The 22229-nt window shown below is 39.5% G+C and carries 15 protein-coding genes; all 15 read left to right on the forward strand.

Annotated features, from left to right (window positions below):
- The first annotated feature begins 252 nt into the window (after positions 1–252).
- The 15 genes from CSX02_RS01980 (at position 253) to CSX02_RS02050 (ending at position 22212) form a co-directional block, all read left to right on the forward strand.
- On the forward strand, positions 253–1080 hold the full coding sequence (locus tag CSX02_RS01980; RefSeq protein WP_099385436.1) for a hypothetical protein: 828 nt from the start codon (positions 253–255) through the stop codon (positions 1078–1080).
- A 2-nt stretch (positions 1081–1082) separates the two neighbouring features.
- Positions 1083–1778 (forward strand): ATP-binding cassette domain-containing protein, encoded by a 696-nt coding sequence (locus CSX02_RS01985; protein ID WP_099385437.1) that lies wholly within the window; start codon positions 1083–1085, stop codon positions 1776–1778.
- Entirely contained in the window at positions 1779–2990 is a 1212-nt protein-coding gene (locus CSX02_RS01990; RefSeq protein ID WP_099385438.1) for a hypothetical protein, read from the forward strand.
- Positions 2983–4053 carry a DUF5050 domain-containing protein gene (locus tag CSX02_RS01995; RefSeq protein WP_099385439.1) on the forward strand — a complete coding sequence of 357 codons (1071 nt, stop codon included), beginning with the start codon at positions 2983–2985 and terminating at the stop codon, positions 4051–4053. Before CSX02_RS01990 ends, CSX02_RS01995 begins: the two co-directional genes overlap by 8 nt.
- Positions 4054–4328: 275 nt before the next feature.
- A complete protein-coding gene (gene glmS, locus CSX02_RS02000; protein WP_099385440.1) occupies positions 4329–6143 on the forward strand; it encodes a glutamine--fructose-6-phosphate transaminase (isomerizing) in 1815 nt (604 codons plus the stop codon).
- A 196-nt stretch (positions 6144–6339) separates the two neighbouring features.
- Complete coding sequence (locus CSX02_RS02005; protein WP_099385441.1) at positions 6340–8334, forward strand: 2-isopropylmalate synthase; 1995 nt, start codon at positions 6340–6342, stop codon at positions 8332–8334.
- A gap of 140 nt (positions 8335–8474) precedes the next feature.
- Complete coding sequence (locus CSX02_RS02010; RefSeq protein ID WP_099385442.1) at positions 8475–9602, forward strand: CobW family GTP-binding protein; 1128 nt, start codon at positions 8475–8477, stop codon at positions 9600–9602.
- A gap of 56 nt (positions 9603–9658) precedes the next feature.
- A complete protein-coding gene (locus CSX02_RS02015) occupies positions 9659–10603 on the forward strand; it encodes a TIGR03943 family putative permease subunit (RefSeq protein WP_031545561.1) in 945 nt (314 codons plus the stop codon).
- Between the two features lie 28 nt (positions 10604–10631).
- The gene (locus tag CSX02_RS02020; RefSeq protein ID WP_031545559.1) at positions 10632–11522 is read left to right on the forward strand and encodes a sulfide/dihydroorotate dehydrogenase-like FAD/NAD-binding protein; all 891 of its coding nucleotides are present in this window, start codon (positions 10632–10634) and stop codon (positions 11520–11522) included.
- On the forward strand, positions 11522–12913 hold the full coding sequence (gltA, locus tag CSX02_RS02025) for an NADPH-dependent glutamate synthase (RefSeq protein ID WP_031545557.1): 1392 nt from the start codon (positions 11522–11524) through the stop codon (positions 12911–12913). The genes CSX02_RS02020 and gltA overlap by 1 nt, the downstream gene beginning before the upstream one ends.
- A gap of 24 nt (positions 12914–12937) precedes the next feature.
- Entirely contained in the window at positions 12938–15367 is a 2430-nt protein-coding gene (locus tag CSX02_RS02030) for a cation-translocating P-type ATPase (RefSeq protein WP_099385443.1), read from the forward strand.
- A 54-nt stretch (positions 15368–15421) separates the two neighbouring features.
- Positions 15422–18970 (forward strand): DUF5717 family protein, encoded by a 3549-nt coding sequence (locus tag CSX02_RS02035; RefSeq protein ID WP_143248122.1) that lies wholly within the window; start codon positions 15422–15424, stop codon positions 18968–18970.
- A gap of 12 nt (positions 18971–18982) precedes the next feature.
- On the forward strand, positions 18983–20203 hold the full coding sequence (locus CSX02_RS02040; protein WP_031545551.1) for a DUF5716 family protein: 1221 nt from the start codon (positions 18983–18985) through the stop codon (positions 20201–20203).
- A 9-nt stretch (positions 20204–20212) separates the two neighbouring features.
- Positions 20213–21052 (forward strand): hypothetical protein, encoded by an 840-nt coding sequence (locus tag CSX02_RS02045; protein ID WP_099385445.1) that lies wholly within the window; start codon positions 20213–20215, stop codon positions 21050–21052.
- Positions 21053–21054: 2 nt separating this feature from the next.
- Positions 21055–22212, forward strand: a complete 1158-nt coding sequence (locus tag CSX02_RS02050; RefSeq protein ID WP_099385446.1) for an AAA family ATPase — start codon at positions 21055–21057, stop codon at positions 22210–22212.
- Positions 22213–22229: the final 17 nt, after the last annotated feature.

The raw sequence follows: 22229 nt of genomic DNA on the forward strand, positions 1-22229 counted from the left end.
AATATGTCAGCTACGCTGACGCAAATCTCGCGCCAAGTCTCGCGAGCGAGACTTGAATTAGAACTGTTCATTTGAACGGTTCTTTTTTTGTACAAAAACGTCTTCTGAAAATTGTGCACTTCAACGATTTTTTGCTGTTTAGAATAAAATGATTTGGCATATTGTTGAATTACTTTATGAATAGAGTATAATTTAAATATAGATTACGAAAACGTTTAAGTTGCTTTGGGGATTTTTGCTTGGGAGTTTTTTATGAAATACGAATTTCGAAAAATAAATCATCATCTTGTAATTCTATTGATTATTATCTTAGTTTTATCCCATTTTATTATTTGTTTTACACATTTATTTGGCAGTAGTCGGGCAAACGGCGAAAAATTGTATCAGGAAATTGCTGAACAATATGAAGGACCGATTACTCAGGAAAAACTGAATCAAATCACCGAAGAGTATGATTATGTTTGCGAAATAATATCCCAGGAATCTATTAAAGAATCTGATTATATCAATGATGCAATATCATATGAGGAATATAGTAAATATCGGAATGAATTACATGAATGCAAAATAAAAGAACAACAAATCACAAAAATATACCAGCAAATCGTTTTGGATAAGGAAAAGAACACTGATTTTATAAATGATACGTATTTGAAATATTTATTAAATCCAACAAGGATAGAGTGGCTTTTATTTGGTATATTAGTTATCCTATTTCTTTTTTCCTATAGCACGGAAAAAAGATCAATTCTTAATATTTGTAGCTGCACGAAATGTGGAATTAATAGAATACGTAAGCAAAAACTAAAATGGAATATGTTAGTGTGCTTCACTTTTACGACACTATTTACGTTTGTAGAATTATTTTTAAGTATCATTTTTGATGGAGTGACACATTTATCAGCCCCGGTAATTAGTGTAGAAACTGTTCGAGAGTATTCTATATTTAATATATCAGTTTTGAGTATGATAGGATTGCGATTTGTATTTCATTTTATTACGGGTTTTATAATTTTATTAATTATAGAATTATGTTTTTGGAATCATTTTAAACAATTATTTTTGAAAAGGGTTATATAGCTATGAATGATAAATTGACTCTGAAAAATATTTCTAAGAATTATAAAGATAAAGAAGTACTTCATTCCATTAATCTTGAATTTGAACACGGATTATATGGTTTATTAGGACCGAATGGAGCTGGCAAGACCACACTTTTAAATATTATGGTTGGAATTCTTGAAAAATCATGCGGCACAATCGAATGGAATGGAAATGATATTTTCCATAATCCGGAAGAATATCGAAGTGGTATTGGTTTTTTACCTCAACATTTAGATTTTTATCATAATTTTACAGGTGAACAATTCCTTGAATATATGTCAAAATTGAAAGAAGTAGATTCAACGGAAGTTAATCGTGTTCTTAATGTAATGAACTTAGAATCCGTTCGGTTCAAAAAGATTAGTTCGTATTCCGGCGGAATGAAACAAAGACTGGGGATTGCTCAGGCAATCCTTGGTTCTCCAAAATTATTGGTATTAGATGAACCAACGGTAGGATTGGACTTAGAGGAGAGAGCACATTTTAAGAAATATTTAAAAGAACTTTCCAATGAATCAATTGTAATTTTATCAACCCATATCGTATCTGATGTAGAAGAGGTATCAGATTATGTAATTTTTTTGAAAAATGGTCAGATACAGAAACAGATTGCAAATGATCAATTATCTCATTTAGAAGAATTATATCTATCTGTCCAGGAAGAGGAGTGTTAGATGTATTACTATGAATTCAAAAAAATCATGCATAATAAAACTAGCTATTTTATTCTGATGCTTGGTTTTGCCTTGATTTTTATATGGTCTTTGATATTTGTTGGTCGTAATTATGATACAAGTTTAAATGGATTTTATCGCGATATTAATGGTACATTGACAGAAGAAAAGCAAGAAACACTGGAAGATGAATATAAAAAAGCTTATTCTGAAGTTTTTACTGAAACAGATGAAGGAATGGTTTTTCAAAATGAGTCCATGGAATTATCTGGGAAATATTGCGATAACAGATTTGAAGATTTTTGTGCTTTAACTGAAATGGATGCGCTTATAAATTTAATTAAAAAGCGTGAATCTTATCTGAAATCCAATCAAATAAAGAAAGCAGAAATAGGAGAAGAAGCATATCATAAATATTTTGATGATGAAGAGGAACATGTTATTTGTAATCGTAATTTGATTCCTATTTTAATAGATAATCAATTTCCAATTCTTATAGGAATTTCAATTATGATTATTTTATGTGCGGGTTGTCTTATTTTAGAAGAAAAGAATCATACTTCGCTTATCTTAGCAACAACGAAATATGGTTACCGAAATAACATAGCCTGCAAAATGCGAATAGTTTTTTTGTTATCTATTATGATTCAAATAATATTGAATTTTGAATATTATCTTATATGTATGATTCGCTTTCCAATTTCGAAATGGGAATTAATTGCTCCTTTGTTTTATGCAAAGGGTTTTGAATTATGTCCAGGTAATTATACAGTCGTAAAATATATAATTTTTGAATTGTTAGCCGGAATAATCACCACATTTTTCTTTTCAATGTTTACTATTGCATTATCATGCTTGTTGAAAAGAAAAAATCTTTCGATTGTAATCAGTGAAATTTGTTTTGCAATTTCAATTGCAATTAATATTATTTATGACTATTTATATCATGGTGCCTATACAACAGATAGTGAATATATAATTTCGACTTATGCATTCGGAAAGTTTTATGAAATATGGAGACTGATCAATCCTTTCGCTTTTGTTCAGTTAAAATATTATTTTGAACAGCCACGCTTCTTAATTACAAATACATTTGTAATTGATAAATACTTAATTCCGCTTTTAATAGTATGCTTGTTTATAATTCTATTTGATTTATTCACTAAAAAGAAATATCAATTTGCAAGGAGAGTGCTAACTGGATATGAATAAAAAATTATTGATAAAAGTAATAATATTAGTATTGTTTGTTGGTGTTGCAACGTTTGGAATTTCAAAAACGATAACGAAAAAAGGCCAAACGCAAAAAAAACAAATTGATTATACATACAATCACAAAAATTGCGGACAATGGTATACTAACGAAAGAGCATTCTGGTCTGATGTCTACCCTGAAAATGGAATATGTTTAATTAATGAAATGAAATTATTCTATTATGATACAAATTCAAATGACGTGTTTCCGATTTGCCAGAAAAAAGGATGTGTGCATGCTGATTTAACATGTATTTCTAAACATAATTGGAGCTATATAAATTATCATGATGGAGATTATTTCGCTTGCGATTCATCTGATTATTACAGTATTGTACGGATTAGAAACAGCGAAGCTGAGGTTTTTTATCGTTCAGAAGAACCGATTCGTAACATTTGGTGTTATAACGAATATATCTATTTTACTACAGACTCTCAATTGCTAAGGATTGCGTTGGATGACAAAAATGAAAAAATCATTTTAAATCGACCAATCTTCCTGTATTTATTTTTCCAAAATGACAAAATAATATATGAAGATGATAGTATGAAAATATTTGAAGCGGATTTGGATGGCTCAAATGAGCATATATTGCTGGACGATAAAGTGAATATGATTGAGTTGGATGATCATTATATTTATTATCGAAACGGAAAAGATTTTAATGTTTATCGTATGAATGAACAAGGAAATCAAGAGTTGATTATCAAAGATAATTGTTATCGATATTTATTGACGGCAGAAGGCATTTTTTATATTTCGGATTATAATGACGAAACAGGAGGAAATTTAAAACTCCTTGATTTAAATAATAAAACGACTACACTTCGAGAAAACATTTTTGATTTTAGTTATGTTGATGAAAGTGGAATGTTTCTTGCTTTAGGAAGGGAACTAACGAAAGAAGAAAAACAAGGAGTTGAAACATCAAATTGCTATACTGCATTATATTATTGGAATCGAGAAAAAAATGAAGATTATTTCATACAAGACAATGTTTCATCGGAAAGTATAGATTAATAGTTACCCGCAATAAAGTGGACGAATCACGGATAGTATGGTAAAATGACTTGTCTGTATTAAGGAGATGCAGATTTCGAAAAGTTTAGAAACTTTAGCGCCAAGCACCGCAAAGACGGTTAACGAGGTGGTGGGTGATCGAAAATTCGGCGGATGCCCATCCGTGGATACAGCTGCGTATTGAGGAAGAAAAAGCATGAAGTAATTCATGTGTACAAAGGTTCTCAAACTGTATGTACAAATGAAAGACATTAATAGAATAAAGGAGCATTATTATGTGTGGAATTATTGGATTCACGGGTGGCCGTGAAGCACAAAGTATTTTATTAGATGGACTTTCCAGCCTCGAATACCGTGGATACGACAGTGCAGGTATCTCTTATTTTGGTGCAGACGGAAAGATTCATATCAGAAAAACCATTGGAAAGGTCAAGGATCTTCGTGCAATTTGTGATGATGAGAATAGCGCAACCTGTGGAATCGGTCATACCAGATGGGCAACACATGGTGGAGTTACGACTACAAATGCACACCCTCACAGAGTTGGAAGAGTATCTTTGATTCACAATGGTATCATTGAAAATTACCATGAACTTGTAAAAGAATATCATTTGGAATCAGATTTAAAATCTGATACGGATACAGAAGTTGCAGCTGCACTTTTGAATCATTTTTATGAAGAAGATCCAAAGGAAGCGATTCGCAAAACGGTAGCCCTTGTAAAAGGTACTTACGGATTTTGCATCATGTTTCAGGATTTTCCGAATACTATTTTCTCTATTAGAAGTGTGAGCCCGCTTGTTGCAACTCATTGTGAAGCCGGATCATTTATTGCATCAGATTTGACTGCTTTCATTGAGTTCTCAAAAGAATATTTTATTGTTCCGGAAGGTCATATTTTAACATTGACAAAAGATGCGATTGAAGTGGAGACTTTAGAAGGTGTTTCTGTAAATCCGGAATATATGACAGTTGATTGGGATGTGACTGCAGCACAAAAAGATGGATATCCTCATTATATGATTAAGGAAATCCATGAACAGCCTCAGGCAATTCTCCGTACCATCACACCGCGTATTAAGAATGGATTGCCATTCTTTGAGGATGATCAGATTCCGGATTCATTCTTTGAAGGAGTTACGGATATCACCATCATCGCCTGCGGTACTGCAATGTATGCTGGTATGGTTGGCAAAACCATGATTCAGAATCGTTTGCAGATCCCTGTTACAGTTACCATAGCCTCTGAATTCCGTTATGAAATGCCTATTTTATCTAAGAATTCAATGGTGATTGCGGTTTCTCAGTCCGGAGAGACCATTGATACTTTAGAGGCACTTCGTTTGGCCTCTAAATATACAGACAGAACCATTTCTCTTGTTAATGTAAAGGGATCTTCAATCGCAAGAGAAAGCCATTATGCGCTTTATACACATGCCGGACCGGAAATCGCTGTAGCAAGTACAAAGGCGTATACTGTACAATGTGCGACAATGTATCTTTTGGCTTGCAAATTGGGTCTTTCTCTTGGCAAAATGTCAGAAGCGGATGCAAAAGAATTTATAAAGACATTGGAAAGTGTTCCGGATTATATTGAAGCAGTCATCGCAAAGGCTTCAGATGTGGAGCAATTAACCCGCCAGATGATTAATTCTGAGCATACCTTCTTTATTGGAAGAGGATTAGATTATACTTTAACAATGGAAGGTGCTTTGAAATTAAAAGAAATCTCTTATATTCATGCCGAAAGTTATGCCGCAGGTGAATTAAAACATGGTACGATTGCTTTGATCGCAGAAGGTGTTCCTGTGATTGCGGTTGCAACCCAAAAACATGTATATAGCAAGACCATTTCGAACATTCGCGAGGTAAAAGCGCGTGGTGCTTATGTGATTCTGTTGAGCATGGATGAGAAAATTACAGACGATTCCATCTGTGATGTTCATATTTCATTGCCACAGGTTCCTGATGAATTCGCAATTTTTGAAGCGGTTGTTATTTTACAATTGATTGCATATTATACTTCTGTTGGAAAAGGTTTGAATCCGGACCAGCCGCGTAATCTGGCAAAGTCAGTTACAGTTGAATAATTGATCGCTTTATAAATGCAATATATGAAAAGCTCTATGATAAATCATAGAGCTTTTTGTTGCATGTGAGCGTTTAGAGACGGAATTAAATTTGTTCAAAGAGATTGATGAAATCGTCAAAGAAATTTATCAAAAGTGTTGACTTATTTTGTTGTTAGTGTTAGCATAACACTAATGAACAAGAGGAGGAGTCAACATGAAAAACGCAGATAAGTATATCAGACAATATTTTCTCCCGGAAATCTATGAGACAGACTGGGTGAAAAAGGATTATATTGAGCATCCACCAATCTGGTGCTCAGTTGATTTACGCGATGGAAACCAGGCTTTGATTGAACCGATGAGCTTGGATGAAAAGCTTGAATTTTTCCAGATGCTTGTGGATATCGGTTTTAAAGAGATTGAAGTTGGATTTCCGGCAGCATCAGAGACTGAATTTATTTTCATGAGGACTCTGATTGAACGGGATATGATTCCGGATGATGTGACAGTTCAGGTATTGACACAGGCTCGTGAGCATATTATTCGCAAAACATTTGAAGCGGTAAAGGGCGCACCTCATGCGGTTGTGCATTTGTACAATTCTACATCTGTTGCACAGCGCGAGCAGGTGTTTAAGAAAGATAAAGAACAGATTAAGCAGCTTGCAATTGACGGAGCAAAGCTTCTTAAAAAGCTTGCGGATGAAACAGAAGGCGATTTCTCATTTGAGTATTCTCCGGAAAGCTTCCATGGAACGGAAGTTGAGTATGCAGTTGAGGTTTGTAATGCAGTACTTGATGTATGGCAGCCGTCGAAGAACAAATCCATCATCAATATTCCTGCAACTGTGGAAACAGCAATGCCTCATGTGTTTGCAACACAGATTGAATATGTGAGCAAGCATTTGAAGTATCGAGACAATGTTGTCTTATCACTTCATCCACATAATGACAGAGGAACCGGCGTGGCGGATGCAGAACTCGGTTTGCTTGCAGGAGCCGATCGAATTGAAGGAACATTGTTCGGAAATGGTGAGCGAACCGGTAATGTCGATATTATTACCATTGCGATGAATATGTATTCTCATGGCCTTGATCCGAAACTGGATTTTCATAATATGCCGCAAATTCGTGAAGTCTATGAACGTCTGACTCGTATGCATGTTCATGAGAGACAGCCATATGCCGGTGATTTGGTATTCTCAGCTTTCTCAGGTTCTCATCAGGATGCCATTGCAAAGGGTATGGCATGGAGAGAAGAAAAGCAGTTAAAGGAGTGGACTGTTCCTTATCTTCCGATTGACCCGATTGATGTCGGCAGAACTTATGATGCAGATGTCATTCGTATCAATAGTCAGTCCGGAAAAGGTGGGGTAGCTTATATTTTGAAAAATAATTTCTCAATTTCACTTCCTGCAGCGATGCGCGAGGAGGTTGGATATCTTGTGAAACAGGTATCCGATGAGAATCATAAAGAGCTTTCACCACAATGGATTTATAATATTTTTGAAGAGAATTATATTACTCGGACCCCGTATTTCAGTATTCCGGATGCTCACTTCAAGCAGGTAGATGGAATCATGGCGGAGACGACAATCCAGTACCGGGACAAATCAGCCATTGTCAATGCATATGGAAATGGTCGTTTGGATGCGGTGAGCAATACCTTGAAGCAATTTTTCGATGTCAGCTATGAACTTTCAACTTATGAAGAACATGCACTTTCCCACGGCTCATCATCCAAAGCAATTGCGTATGTAGGAATTACCTGCAATGGAAAGAACTTCTGGGGCGCCGGCATGGATGAGGATATTATTAAGGCATCAATCAGAGCGCTTGTGGTTGCAGTTAATAAATTGCCGCAAATAGAAGAAAAAGAAGAAGGACAGGATGAGCGTCTGACCGCAATGCTCAATTATATTCAAAATAATTTCAAAGATGTTACTTTGGAGAGCATGGCGGCACAATTCAAACTTTCCGAGCCGTATATTTCGAAATATATTAAGGATAAATCCGGAAAAACATTTGGAGAACATGTGGCACATATTCGTTTGAAAAAAGCAAAAAGCATGTTGAAAAACGGCAATATGTCAATTGAATCCATTGCAAATGCAGTCGGGTATCCTACGGTGGAACATTTTAATCGTACATTCAAAAAAACATTTGAAAAAACACCAAGTCAATATCGCAATGACAAAGGTGAATCATAAATCGTATTATTTCAGGGACTGTCCTTTGTGACAGTCCCTGTTGCATGAATAAGATTCATTTGCATTTACTGCAATTTCCTAGTAAAATATATAAGTTAGTGAAAGATTATATTCCTGAAAGGATTAGGAGGTAGATAAAAATGACAAAAATTGATATTATTTCAGGCTTTTTGGGAGCCGGAAAGACAACCTTTATCAAGAAAATGATTGAGGAAGCGTACAAGGGTGAACAGATTGTTTTGATTGAGAATGAATTCGGTGAGGTAGGCATTGACGGCGGATTCTTAAAAGATGCCGGCATTGAAATTACAGAAATGAATTCAGGATGTATCTGCTGTACTTTGGTTGGTGATTTTGCAACCAATTTACGCGAGGTAATTTCCAAATATCATCCGGATCGTATTTTGATTGAGCCTTCAGGCGTTGGAAAATTATCTGATGTTATGACCAGTGTGATTAATATCGAAAAAGAACTGGATGTGAAATTAAATGCGCTTGTGACAGTTGTCAATGCTTTAAAAGCGCGTAAACAGATGAAAGCATTCGGTGAATTTTTCAATAACCAGATCGAATATGCAACAACGGTTGTATTAAGCCGCTCTCAAAATGCGACGCCTGAGCAGCTGGAATTTTGTACCAAGGAAATTCAGCATCTGAATCCAAAGGCAGCTGTCATTACAACCGATTGGAAGGAAATTTCCGGAGAACAGATTTTAAAAGTAATCGAGGGAAGAGACAATCTGGAATTAAAGGTCTTGGCGGAAGCCGCACATGAAAAGGAAGAAGCGGAACATGAGCATGAGCACCATCATGACCATGATCATCACGATCACGATCATGATCACGATCACGAGCATCATCATGACCACGAGCACGAGCATGATCACGATCACGAGCACCATCATGATCATGACCATGAGCACGAGCATCATCACGATCATGATGAAAATTGCACCTGCGGATGCCATGATCATGACCACCATCACCATCATCATGCTGATGATATATTTACAAGCTGGGGAAAAGAGACCCCTCATAAGTTTGAACGCGCAAGAATTGAGGAAATCTTGAAGCAGTTTGCAGAATCGGATCACATCCTTCGTGCAAAAGGAATGGTAGAAGATGTAAATGGCGGATGGATTTATTTCGATATGGTTCCGGGTGAATATGAGCTTCGTGACGGCGAACCGGATTATACAGGCCGAATTGTAGTGATCGGAACAGAAATTCATGAGCATGAGCTTGAGGAAATTTTTGGACTTGCCTAAATTACAATGGCGATAATTATTATAAGATAAGATTAGATTAGAAGAGGTAATAGCATATGGCACAGGAAATTCCTGTATATTTGTTCACCGGATTTATGGACAGTGGAAAGACTTCTCTGATTAAAGAGACTTTGTTTGAAAATGATTTTGGCGAAGATGCGCCGGGAATCGTTTTGATGTGCGAAGACGGAGAAGTGGAATTCGACGAAGCAGAATTGGCAAAAAAGAATTTGCAGCTGGTTGAAATCGAATCCGAAGAACAATTTAATCTGGATAAACTGAATGAAATTAATGATCAATATCATCCGCAGATTGTATTTCTCGAATACAACGGAACATGGACGGCTGATAAAATTGTAGATCAGGAATTGCCAAAGGACTGGTTGATTATCCAGACATTGATGACAATCGATTCTACGACATTTGATTTGTATTTGAATAATATGCGTGCAATGATGCAGGATCAGATTTTTATCTCTGATGTTGTGATTTTTAATCGTACAGATGATGAAACCGATCGCGGACACCTGCGCCGCATGATTAAAAATATCAATCGTAAAGCGCAGGTGGTATATGAGCGCAAAGATGGCACCATCGATGAAAGACCGGAAGAACTTCCGTTTGATATTGATGCAGATGTCATTGATTTGCCGGATGCAGATTATGCAATCTGGTATATGGATTGTATGGAGAATTATAAAAAATACGATCGCAAAAAAATCCACTTCAAGGCATTGGTTTATAATCCGGAAAAATTAAAGAAGGGCTTCTTTGTCCCGGGTCGATTTGTAATGACTTGTTGCGTGGAAGATATTCAGTTCCTTGGCTTTAAATGTAAATATGAAAACGAACAGGAATTAGAGCACAAGAGCTGGATTGATTTTACCGGTGAAATTCGTGTTGAATTTGCACGAGAATACAAAGGAAAAGGACCGGTACTTTATCCAATCGATATCAAACCGACGGAAAAACCGGAGGATGAATTGGTATATTTCTCGTAATTGAGAGAAGAAAATCTAGGAGGAAATTATGTATCAAATTGTCAGAAAAGAAATGTTGCAGAGCAATATTGTTCTGATGGAAGTAGAGGCACCGCGTGTCGCACAGCACTGTTTGCCTGGTCAGTTCATTATTGCAAAGACAGATGAATATGGCGAGCGTATTCCGCTTACCATCTGCGACTACAACAGAGAAAAAGGAACGGTTACCATTGTGGTACAGACAATCGGTGCCGGCACTGAGAGAATGATGTCTTTGAACCAGGGAGAGGCGTTGGAAGACTTCGTAGGACCACTCGGATGCCCATCAGAATTATGTCTGGAAGAGAACCTTGAAGAGACAAAGAAAAAGAAAATTGTTTTCATCGGTGGTGGACTTGGTACAGCACCGGTATATCCGCAGGTAAAATGGTTGCATGAGCATGGAATCGAAGCAGATGTCATTATCGGATATCGCAACAAGGATTTGATTTTCTATGAAGAGGAAATGAAATCCGTAGCAAAAAATCTGTATGTTACGACAGATGACGGATCGTATGGTTTCCATGGTAATGGATGCATGCAGCTTCAGGCATTATATGATGAAGGTGTCAGATATGATCAGTGCGTGACCATTGGACCGATGATCATGATGAAGTTTGTATCTGAATTGACCAAGAAGCTTGAAATTCCAACCATTGTATCCATGAATCCTATCATGGTTGATGGAACCGGAATGTGTGGCGCCTGCCGTCTTTTGGTGGATGGACAGGTGAAATTTGCCTGTGTTGACGGACCGGAATTTGACGGACATAAGGTTGACTTTGCCCAGGCAATGGCCCGTATGGCACAATACAAGACAGAAGAAGGTCGCGCAAAACTTGCATATGAAGAGGGCGAGACTCATCATGGCGGATGCGGACACTGCGGAGGTGACAAATAATGGAAGTGAATGTATTAGTAAGAGTTCCGGTACGCGAGCAGGATCCGAAGGTGCGTGCGACTAATTTTGAAGAAGTATGTCTGGGTTATGATGCAGATGAAGCGATGGCTGAGGCTACCAGATGCCTGAACTGTAAAAATGCTCAGTGCGTAAAAGGTTGCCCGGTTTCTATCAATATTCCTGCATTTATTGAGCAGGTTAAACTTGGTAACTTCACGGAAGCATATCAGATTATTTCTGAATCTTCAGCGCTTCCGGCTGTCTGTGGCCGTGTATGCCCACAGGAATCACAGTGTGAAGGAAAATGTATCAGAGGATTTAAGGGCGATCCTGTTTCAATCGGAAAACTCGAGCGTTTTGTTGCAGATACTGCACGCGAAAATGGTGTAAAACCGAAGAAGGCAGAAAAACTCAATGGCAAAAAAGTGGCTGTCATCGGATCCGGCCCTGCAGGACTTACCTGTGCAGGGGATTTGGCAAAGCTTGGCTATGAAGTGACGATCTTTGAAGCGCTTCATGCGGCCGGCGGAGTTCTTTCTTATGGTATTCCGGAATTCCGTCTTCCAAAGGACAAAGTAGTTGCTGCTGAAGTGGAAAATGTGAAATCACTTGGTGTTAAGATTGAAACCAATGTGGTAATCGGAAAATCAACCAAGATTGATGAACTTATGGCAGAAGAAGGTTTCGATGCAGTATTCATCGGGTCCGGTGCCGGACTTCCAAGATTCATGGGAATCCCTGGAGAACAGGCAAATGGCGTATTTTCTGCAAATGAATTCTTAACCAGAAACAATCTGATGAAGGCATTCAAGGAAGGCTATGAGACTCCGATTTCAAGAGGAAAGAAAGTCGTTGTTGTCGGAGGTGGAAATGTTGCAATGGATGCAGCAAGAACCGCACTTCGTCTTGGCGCTGAAACACATATTGTATATCGTCGTGGTGAAGAAGAACTTCCTGCAAGAGCGGAAGAAGTACATCACGCAAAAGAGGAAGGAGTTATCTTTGACCTTCTTCAGAATCCAACCGAAATTCTCGTAGATGAGAACGGATGGGTAAAGGGCATTCGCATCATCAAGATGGAACTTGGGGAGCCGGATGAATCCGGAAGAAGAAGCCCTGTGGAAATTCCGGGATCTGAGTATGAGATTGCATGTGATACCGTGATTATGTCACTTGGAACTTCTCCAAATCCTTTGATTTCTTCTACGACTCCGGGATTGGATATCAATCGCAGAAAATGTATTGTTGCAAATGAAGAGACCGGTGCAACTTCAAAGGCGGCTGTATTTGCCGGTGGAGATGCCGTAACAGGTGCAGCAACCGTTATTCTTGCCATGGGTGCAGGAAAAGCTGCTGCAAAGGGAATTGATGAGTTGTTATCAGCTCGATAAAAGAAAAACAAGGGGGTATGTTTGATGGACGAATCAACGAGAAATCAAGCATCGCGTCAATTAAATATTGAACGAGTCAACCCGCATCCTTATCAGGGCCTTAACCAAGAACAGGTTAAGGCTCGTTTTCACGCAAATGCATACAACAAAAAAGTAGAATCCTCTACCAAGTCCATTAAGGATATTGTAATCAGCAATGTCTTTACTTACTTTAATGGTGTATTTGCGGTTTTGGGTGTGCTTCTTGCAATGGTTGGCGCATTCAAGGACATGATGTTTTTGGGGGTTATTGTCTGCAATACGCTAATCGGTATTGTGCAGGAGGTGCGCTCCAAAAAAGTATTGGACAAGCTGATCCTTGCGCATGCACCACAGGCGCAGGTGGTTCGCGGCGGCAATATATATGTTGTAGATGCAGAAAAGCTGGTTCTCGATGATATCATTATCCTTGAAGCAGGTGCACAGATTCCGGCCGATGCGGTTGTCGTGGAGGGCAGTCTCGCGGTCAATGAATCGCTTTTGACAGGAGAAAGCGATGAAATTGCCAAAAATCCGGGTGATGCTTTGATGTCCGGAAGTTTTGTTGTGTCCGGAAAAGCATATTGTCGTCTGGAAAAAGTCGGAGCGGATTCTTATATGTCCCGTTTGACGATTCAGGCAACTAAGAGCAAACAAGGGGAACAATCAGAGATGATCCGGTCTTTGAATCGATTGATCATCGTGATGGGTATTTTGATTATTCCGATTGGTGTTGCATTATTTGTGCAATCTTATTTTATCAACGAGGGAAGTTTTGCGGATTCCATTACATCCATGGTCGCGGCTGTAATCGGAATGATTCCGGAAGGTCTGTATTTGCTGGCATCGGTTGCAATGGCATTGTCTGCAACCCGATTGGCAAAGCGTGATGTTTTGATTCATGATATGAAATGCATCGAGACACTTGCACGTGTAGATGTCCTCTGTGTGGACAAAACCGGTACCATTACGGAACCGGGAATGCAGGTTTATTCGTTTGAACCATGTCTGACCGGTGAGACGGAGCGGGAGGCATTGCTGGACGAATTGCATGCAAAAATTTCGGATTTTGCGGCTGCATTGCCGACCGATAATGAGACCATGCGTGCGCTGCAGGCTTATTTTCAAAAGACAACCGGCAAAAAACCGGTACAGATTTCAACCTTTTCGTCTGAGACCAAATATTCAGGCGTCGCATTTGAAAATGCAACTTATGTTATTGGCGCCCCTGAATTTGTCATGAGAGACGAACTCGGAAAGATTTCCGGACAAATCGAAGAATATTCAAAGCAGGGATATCGTGTCCTTGTTTTTGGTGAATATAAAGGCAAGCTGGACGGAAAACGTCTGAATGCAAAGGTGGTTCCGCTTGGCATTGTCATGCTTTCCAATCCGATTCGAGAGGGAGCGAAGGATACCTTTGGTTATTTTGCGCAGCGTGATGTGGAAATCAAAGTAATTTCAGGAGACAATCCGCTTACGGTATCCGTCATTGCGAGGGAAGCCGGAATTGCAAATGCGCAATATTATGTGGATGCGACGACATTAAAAACTGAGGAAGATCTGAAAGATGCAGTCGATCGCTATACCGTATTCGGTCGCGTGACACCGAGCCAAAAGAAGAGTCTGGTCCTCGCATTGAAAGCAAAAAAACATACCGTTGCCATGACCGGCGACGGTGTCAATGATATATTGGCACTGAAGGAGGCAGATTGCAGTATCGCAATGGCTTCAGGAAGTGAAGCCGCTTCGAATGTGGCACAGCTGGTATTGCTGGATTCGAACTTCGCAAAAATGCCATCCGTTGTCATGGAAGGACGGCGCGTGGTCAACAATATTGAGCGAACGGCAAGTCTTTATGTGGTGAAGAATATCTTCTCCATGCTGATGGCAATTTTCTCTGTACTGCTGATGTGGGATTATCCGCTTGAGCCGACGCAGATTTCGCTGATCAGTATGTTTACCATCGGAGCACCGTCGTTTGTGCTTTCTCTGGAACCGAACAAGAATCCAATTCGAGGGCATTTCCTGACCAATGTATTCCTGAAATCAATTCCGGCCGGCGTAACAGATTTCCTGGCTGTCAGTGGATTGGTATTTTTCTGCCGTGAGTTTGATGTGGATCTCGAATGCCTGTCGACCTCTTGTACGGTTTTGGTGGGAATTGTCGGATTTATGATTTTATATCGTATTTCAAAACCGATGAATGTTCTGCATGTCAGCATGCTTGTGATTGTCATTCTCGGCTATCTGTTTGGCATGTTCTTTATGAGTGATTTCTTCTCAATTACGGCAATTACCAAGCAGTGTGCAATGCTTACCGTCGTATTTGCAATCATGACGGAACCGGTATTACGATATCTTTCAATTATTTTTGATCATATCAATGAAAGGATTCTCGAAAGAGATAAAAATGGGAAGAAAACATCATTGTAAAAGATGAAAATTATTGTATAATTTTATTAATTAATTGCGGAGTACTTGTGATTTATGAGAAATCGAATGAAGCAACTTGCAAGAGGCAAGTTTGAATACGATGTTCCTGTTATTCAATTCTCCGATGAATCATTATCTTTGACTGTAATCGAAGGGGAAGATTATTCCGGTAGTTTTTCCCTTACCAGTCAAAACGGAATGAAGATTAGAGGAGTTTGTTATTCCACAAATGAGCGGATGGAGTGTCTGACCCCGCAGTTTGATGGAGAGGAAGTGCGTATTCGTTATCAACTTCATAGCAAAGGGCTCATTGACCAGGAAGTTTTAAAGGGCGAATTTGTGATTGTATCCAATCGATTTGAATACAGTCTTCCTTTTGTTGTCACAATTTTCAAGAATTATATGGATTCCACAAATGGATTCATTAAGAATCTTTATGATTTCTCATGCCTTGCGAAAGAACATTGGGATGAAGCATATCAATTGTTCTATCATAAGGGCTTTCAAAATATCATCAAGCCGAACGAAGTAAAAGAATCCATGATTTACAGGGGAATGATGGGCGCAAAACCATCTAACCGTAATATGGAAGAATTCCTTGTCGGTATCGGGAAAAAGCAAAGGGTTCTTTTTTCATGCGACAGAAGTGATTTTACTTTTTCTGATTTGGAAGATTCACAAAAAGATTCCATTTCCATTCAAAAAGACGGATGGGGATTTATTGAGATTACACTTTCGAGCGATTCGGAATTTATCGATATCCCGAAGAAAAAAATCCAGACAGATGATTTTATCGGAAGCAGCTGTCAGGTTGATTTTTTTGTGCGCAAAGAGGCGCTTCATGCAGGCAATAATTATGGCCGGATTCGATTGAAATCAACTTATCAGGAGATTGAAATTCCGGTTACGGTACTTGGCACATTATCTTCGGACGAGATGGAGGCGCGAAAGCGCAGACATGATATCAAAGAGAGTCAAATCGGTTTGCTCGAATTGTATCAGGCATATCGTCTCAAACGCCTTGTGACGGGCAGTTGGTCCAATGAAACAGTTACGATTCTGGATCATTTGCATGCACTTGAGCCGGATGAACCAATGTACCTTTTGATGAAAGCGCAGGCGTTGTTGATCAACAGACAGCGTCAGGAATGCGAATGGATTCTGGAAGATTTCAAGCGCGATTGGACGGATCGCGAGTCACCGATTTGGGCATATTATCTCTATATTCAGACACTGCTGGAACGCGAGCCTGTTTATGTGGATAAGATGACTGCGGAAATCAAACTGATATTCCGAGAAAATCCGAATTCCATGTTGGTTTTCTGGATTCTGACATTCCTGGATGAGAGCTATTATAATAACAGCTCCTTGAAATTAAAGGCAATTGAATATTGGGTGAATCGTGGATGTACCTCACCTTACCTATATTTGGAAGCATATTATTTGATCTGGCAGGATCCGTATCTGTTGACCAAACTGGATTTGTTTGAGTTGAGATTGCTCAGATGGGCAGTGCGTCACAAGGCAATGAACAAGGATATCGCGGCCCAGATTTTTCAGATTCTTGCCTATACGAAGGAGTTTTCCAATACATATTATGAATTGATGTGTGCAGCATATCAGGCAGATCCGAAACCGGAATATGTGGGCACCATTGTCAGCTATCTGATTCGAACCGAACAGTTTGATGAGACATATCATGAATGGTATGCCAAAGGCATCGAACTGGAATTGCGTGTGACCGGATTGTATGAGGCATATCTGACTTCAATGGAAGAGCGCAATATCTCTTCTTTGCCAAAGATGATCCGCATGTATTTCCGATATGAGAGCAATCTGCCATATCGCAAACTGGCTGTGCTCTATAATAATATTATTGCAGCAAAAGAGTCGGACAAAGAGACCTATGACCAGTACCGGCGTACGATGGGACGCTTTGCAATGGAACAGGTCGAAGCGGAACATATGGATGACAATCTGGCAGTATTATATGAAGATATGTTGGACCTTGGTCTGGTCAATGAGGAAATTGCGCATTCGCTGGCACATATTGTTTTCACGAACAAACTGATTGTGTTCGAAAACCACCTGGTGCGTGCGATTATCTACCAGCGTGAGCTGAAAGATCCGCAAATTGTCCCGATTCAGAATAATGTTGCATATTTCCAGCTCTTTTCGAAAGATTATGTGATTTTATTTGAAGATGAAAGCGGGCATCGTTATGCAGGTAGCGTTTCCTATCGCCTGCAGCCGCTGATGAATGCGCGCAATTATCTGGAAAAATCCATGCTTCTGGCTCCGGATGAACCGTCTTATGTGATTTACAGATTCCAGGGCAAGCGCAATTATCTGACATTCCAGCCGGAAGATAAACAGTTCTTCAGGAGAATCCTGTTCGCAGAAGATTTCTCGAGAGAATTTATGAGCGAGATGGTGCCGGAAATCATTCGTTATCTGTCTGTTGCGGAATATGATTCTGTAATGAAGGAATTCCTTGATACAGTTGACATCCATGATTATGATGCGACTGCGCGTAAATATCTGATGGAACAATTCGTAGAGAATCATCTGTATGAGCGGGCGGTGGAAGCGGTCGAAGAGTTTGGAATCAATCAGGTCGGAAAATCATACAAGGTTTCTCTTTGCAATCGCCTGATTTTGGAGAATCAGTATGAGGAAGACGATCATATTACCCGTTTTTGCACGAGAGTATTCTATGATGGCAAATATACGGATCTGATTTTGAATTATCTTTGCAAATATTATACCGGTCCGTCCAATTTTATGATCAAATTGTGGAAAGCATCGCGCAGTTATGATATTGATACATTTGATTTGGAAGAAAAAATTCTGACACAGCTGATGTATTCCGGCAAGCTTGATTATACGACCTTTGATATTTTTGCGCATTATTATGACTGCGGCGGAAGAGAACTGATTGTAATGGCATATATCACTTATATGTCTCACGAATATTTTGTCGCATCAAAAGAATTGACGTCGGATGTGTTTGGTCTGCTCGAAGGCCGTTATATGAGCGGCTTTGAACTGAATGATGCCTGCAAACTGGCTCTTTTAAAGCGATTATCCGAGCTTCCGACTATTTCGGAAGAACAGTTTGCCATCGAAGATGCTTTGCTTTCGGAATTCACGAATAAGAATATGAATTTTGCCTTTTATAAAAAGCTGGATAAGCGTCTGGTGGCAAAATATCATTTCTATGATAAGGTATTTCTGGAATATCGTGCGAATCCGCTCAGTCATGTCGTGCTGCACTACAGCATGAACGAGGCGGATGACTCCTTTGTGGCAGAGGATATGGTGGATGTATATGACGGCATATTCGTCAAGAGCTTTGTCATGTTTTTCGGAGAACGTATCCGCTATTATATTTCGGAAGAAAAATCTGCTGTGGTAGAAGTATCGGAAAGCTGTGAAATCTTAAATAACGATGTTTATTCGGATGGAGAAGAGAGTCGGTATAATCTGCTCAACCAGATGATGATTTCGCAGACATTGCAGGAAGACGCGGCATTGTTGAAGACCATGAACCGGTATTTCGGATATGAAGAAGTCAGCAAAGAGGCATTCCATATTTTGTAGAAGAGGCTATTTATGTCAGAGAATGAACCAATTTATTTAGGCATTGATTTGAATGACAAATCAGCAATGGTAAGTTATTACAAACCGAATATGGATGAGCCGGAGACGGTCAGCACTGTGGCAGGAAGCGAGGTATATAGTATTCCGACCATTTTGGCCAAGCGCAAGAATCTCAGCATGTGGTATTACGGAGATGAGGCGGTCAAAATGGCCAAGAGTTCTGACCTTGTCTGTGTGGATGCGCTGCTTCGCCGGGCTCTTGTCGGAGAAATGATTCATATTGATGATGAAGTCTATGATGCAAAAGAACTGCTTGCGCTGTTTATCAAAAAGTTGATTCAGCTGACGCAACGACTTGGGGCCATGCAGGGATTTGACAAACTGGTTCTGTGTGTGGAGCGCCTTTCGCGTGACAATATGGATTTGTTTTGGAATATTGCCGGCAAATTGGGACTGACCAGGGAACAGTTTCAGGTAATCGATCATCGGGAGAGTTTTTATTATTACACATTTCATCAGGATGAACGGCTGTGGGCCAGAGATGTTTATCTGTTCTGTTATGAACGCGATTTGCTTTATTCCTATTATCTGAAGCGCGACATGCGCACCAAACCTCAGGTAATTACAATCCTTGAGAGTCAGAAGAAAACACTTGGCGGAGACCGTGATCTGGAATTTTTGCGGATTTTAAACAAGTCTTTTGAAAATCAGATTGTTTCATCGGTTTATCTGGTCGGAGACGGTTTTGAAGGAGACTGGATGAAGCAGTCTTTGAATTTCCTGTGTCGTGGTCGCCGTGCTTTTATGGGCAATAATCTGTTCTCAAAAGGCGCATGCTATGCGGCGGCAACCGGAGACTGGCCATACATTTATATGGGCGAAAACGAGATGAAATTTAATGTTTCTCTCAAAATGAAAAATCGTGGTAATATGGAATTCTACAATTTGATCAGTGCCGGAAAAAACTGGTTTGAAATGGAAGGCGAGTGTGAAGTCATTCTTTCCGGGTCACATGAGATTGACTTCTGGAAACAGCTGCCGAGATCGCGCGAGGCGAGCATCGAGACACTCGAACTGACCGATTTGCCAATGAGACCGGACAAGACGACACGGCTTCGCATCAAAGCAAAGCCAATTTCAGTAGACAAAGTTGAAATCGAGATGAGAGATCTCGGCTTTGGGGAAATATTCCGCAGTACGGACAAGACATGGAAATATACGATGACCATGTAAGGAGCATTCATGGGTGAATTATTATTATGTAATGAGCAAATAGCGGCAATGCCGTATTATATAGACGGGTTGTCCATCAATATTTACTCAATTGAAGAATTGAATTATTATATCGCAAATAATGTTTATCTACTGGACTCCGATTTTATGAGTGAGGAATTGTGCGCATGGCTGGAACGAGAGCTCGGATTGCGCACCATGGCTGAAAAATTGCGTGATATTATGCGTGACAATGGTAGGCTGTCCTCATTTGTGGAATACATTCTCAAAGAATCCTATTATTTTACTCCGGCGCAGGCTGCGGATATTCTTGCCGTTCTCTGTCAGATGGAGGAAAAGAGTGATTTTGAAATTGACAAGATGCGTGCCGACCGTTTAATGGAAAAGGAAAAATACCTGTGCAGCATCTATGCCTATAAGCATTTGCTGACTTCGACGGATGCGCAGCTTGCAGATCCGGTCGTGGTTGGAAATATCTATCACAATCTCGGGACTGCCTATGCGAGACTGTATATGTTCCGGGAAGCGATTGATTATTACAAGACTGCTTATGACAAGAATCAGGATCCGGAGACATTAAAAGAATGGTTGTTTGCTTATCGATGTCTGAAGGATGATGATGCTTTTATGAAGACGGCTTTGGAGCATGGTCTCGATGATATGCAGATTACCGAAATCAAAAACGAGCTTTCGATGTACAGCAGAAATCAGGATATTAAAGATTTCGAAGAACAATTGGCAAAATATGCGGATGAAATCAATACCGGCGACCGTGTGCGGTTTGCAAAAGAATCAGAGCGTTTGCTTGCCGGATGGAAAGATGAATACCGAAGGATTTGCAGAGTATAAAAATGGCATTTTTTTTAAAGAAATTATTTCAAAGGCATAAAACAAAAAAAGAGACACAGGATTTGTCATATGAACTGTCGCAGTCCAAAGAAAAGAAACATGTTTCGGTAGAATTGTGCGAGCAGATGATTGATATGTCGCGGGAAATCGAAAATATCCGCGACGAATACCGCATTGTGTCCGCATATTTGAATGATATGCAGATTATTGAGGATTTGTTGCCGGAACAGAGATCTAAGCTTGCGGATACAGCGACACAGATTTCAAATCTGAATCATGTGCGGGATGAACTGCTCGAGACACGAAACCGTATCTCGGACAGTCAATTTGCGCAATTCCAGGAAAATGAACAGGAACTGGTACGGGCGATTAAACGTCTCGAATCCAACGAAACCTATCTGGCGGCAATCGAACGGGACCTGCATGTGCTCGAAGGCGAAAAACTCTCTTTGAATATCGATAAAAAAAGTGCAAAGAAGGAATTGAAACAGCTCAAACGGATTTCAGTCTGGCTGCTCGTTCTGTTTGCAACCTTGCTGGGAATTTATGTCACTCTGACGCTTGCCTTTCAACTGGATGTGGCATTGCCGATGTTTATCGGCATGTTTTTGGTCGCTTTGGTCGGCAGTGTCTGCATGGTGCGCCAACAGGAATGTCAGAAAGATATTCAGCAATGTGATATCAATCTCAATCATACGATTTCGCTTGAAAACCGCGTAAAAATCAAATATGTCAATATCAAAAACGCGGTTGATTATGCATGCGAAAAATATCATGTTCAAAATTCGCGGGAATTGTTGTATTATTATGAACAGTATCTCGAGGCGGTAAAAGAACGCAAAAAATTCCGCGAAGCGAATGATGATTTGAATTATTACAATGAAAAACTGATTCGTCAGTTGCAGGAATTACAATTGTATGATTCCCGCGTTTGGATCAATTATCCGCATGCCATCTGTGATAAAAAAGAGATGGTGGAATTAAAACATAATTTGATTGTCCGCAGACAAAAGCTGAGAAATCGGTTAGAATATAATACAGACGCCCTCCATCAGATGAAAGAGAAGGCGCTCGTCTATCTGGACGATGAAGGAGAGAACCGGACACAGATTGAATCGATTATACGACGCCTGGATTCTTTGAATCAGGGCGCTATATAAATATATAGAGGAGACTT

Source organism: Agathobacter ruminis (genome assembly GCF_002735305.1).
Lineage (GTDB): Bacteria > Bacillota > Clostridia > Lachnospirales > Lachnospiraceae > Roseburia > Roseburia ruminis.

Bases quoted from the DNA above. Each gene is read 5' to 3' on its own strand.
- CSX02_RS02030 (WP_099385443.1), top strand. From the start codon at position 12,938: ATGGACGAATCAACGAGAAATCAAGCATCGCGTCAATTAAATATTGAA.
- CSX02_RS01990 (WP_099385438.1), top strand. From the start codon at position 1,779: ATGTATTACTATGAATTCAAAAAAATCATGCATAATAAAACTAGCTAT.
- CSX02_RS02010 (WP_099385442.1), top strand. From the start codon at position 8,475: ATGACAAAAATTGATATTATTTCAGGCTTTTTGGGAGCCGGAAAGACA.
- CSX02_RS02020 (WP_031545559.1), top strand. From the start codon at position 10,632: ATGTATCAAATTGTCAGAAAAGAAATGTTGCAGAGCAATATTGTTCTG.
- CSX02_RS02050 (WP_099385446.1), top strand. From the start codon at position 21,055: ATGGCATTTTTTTTAAAGAAATTATTTCAAAGGCATAAAACAAAAAAA.
- CSX02_RS01985 (WP_099385437.1), top strand. From the start codon at position 1,083: ATGAATGATAAATTGACTCTGAAAAATATTTCTAAGAATTATAAAGAT.
- CSX02_RS02035 (WP_143248122.1), top strand. From the start codon at position 15,422: ATGAGAAATCGAATGAAGCAACTTGCAAGAGGCAAGTTTGAATACGAT.
- CSX02_RS02045 (WP_099385445.1), top strand. From the start codon at position 20,213: ATGGGTGAATTATTATTATGTAATGAGCAAATAGCGGCAATGCCGTAT.
- CSX02_RS01995 (WP_099385439.1), top strand. From the start codon at position 2,983: ATGAATAAAAAATTATTGATAAAAGTAATAATATTAGTATTGTTTGTT.
- glmS (WP_099385440.1), top strand. From the start codon at position 4,329: ATGTGTGGAATTATTGGATTCACGGGTGGCCGTGAAGCACAAAGTATT.
- CSX02_RS02015 (WP_031545561.1), top strand. From the start codon at position 9,659: ATGGCACAGGAAATTCCTGTATATTTGTTCACCGGATTTATGGACAGT.
- CSX02_RS02005 (WP_099385441.1), top strand. From the start codon at position 6,340: ATGAAAAACGCAGATAAGTATATCAGACAATATTTTCTCCCGGAAATC.
- CSX02_RS01980 (WP_099385436.1), top strand. From the start codon at position 253: ATGAAATACGAATTTCGAAAAATAAATCATCATCTTGTAATTCTATTG.
- CSX02_RS02040 (WP_031545551.1), top strand. From the start codon at position 18,983: ATGTCAGAGAATGAACCAATTTATTTAGGCATTGATTTGAATGACAAA.
- gltA (WP_031545557.1), top strand. From the start codon at position 11,522: ATGGAAGTGAATGTATTAGTAAGAGTTCCGGTACGCGAGCAGGATCCG.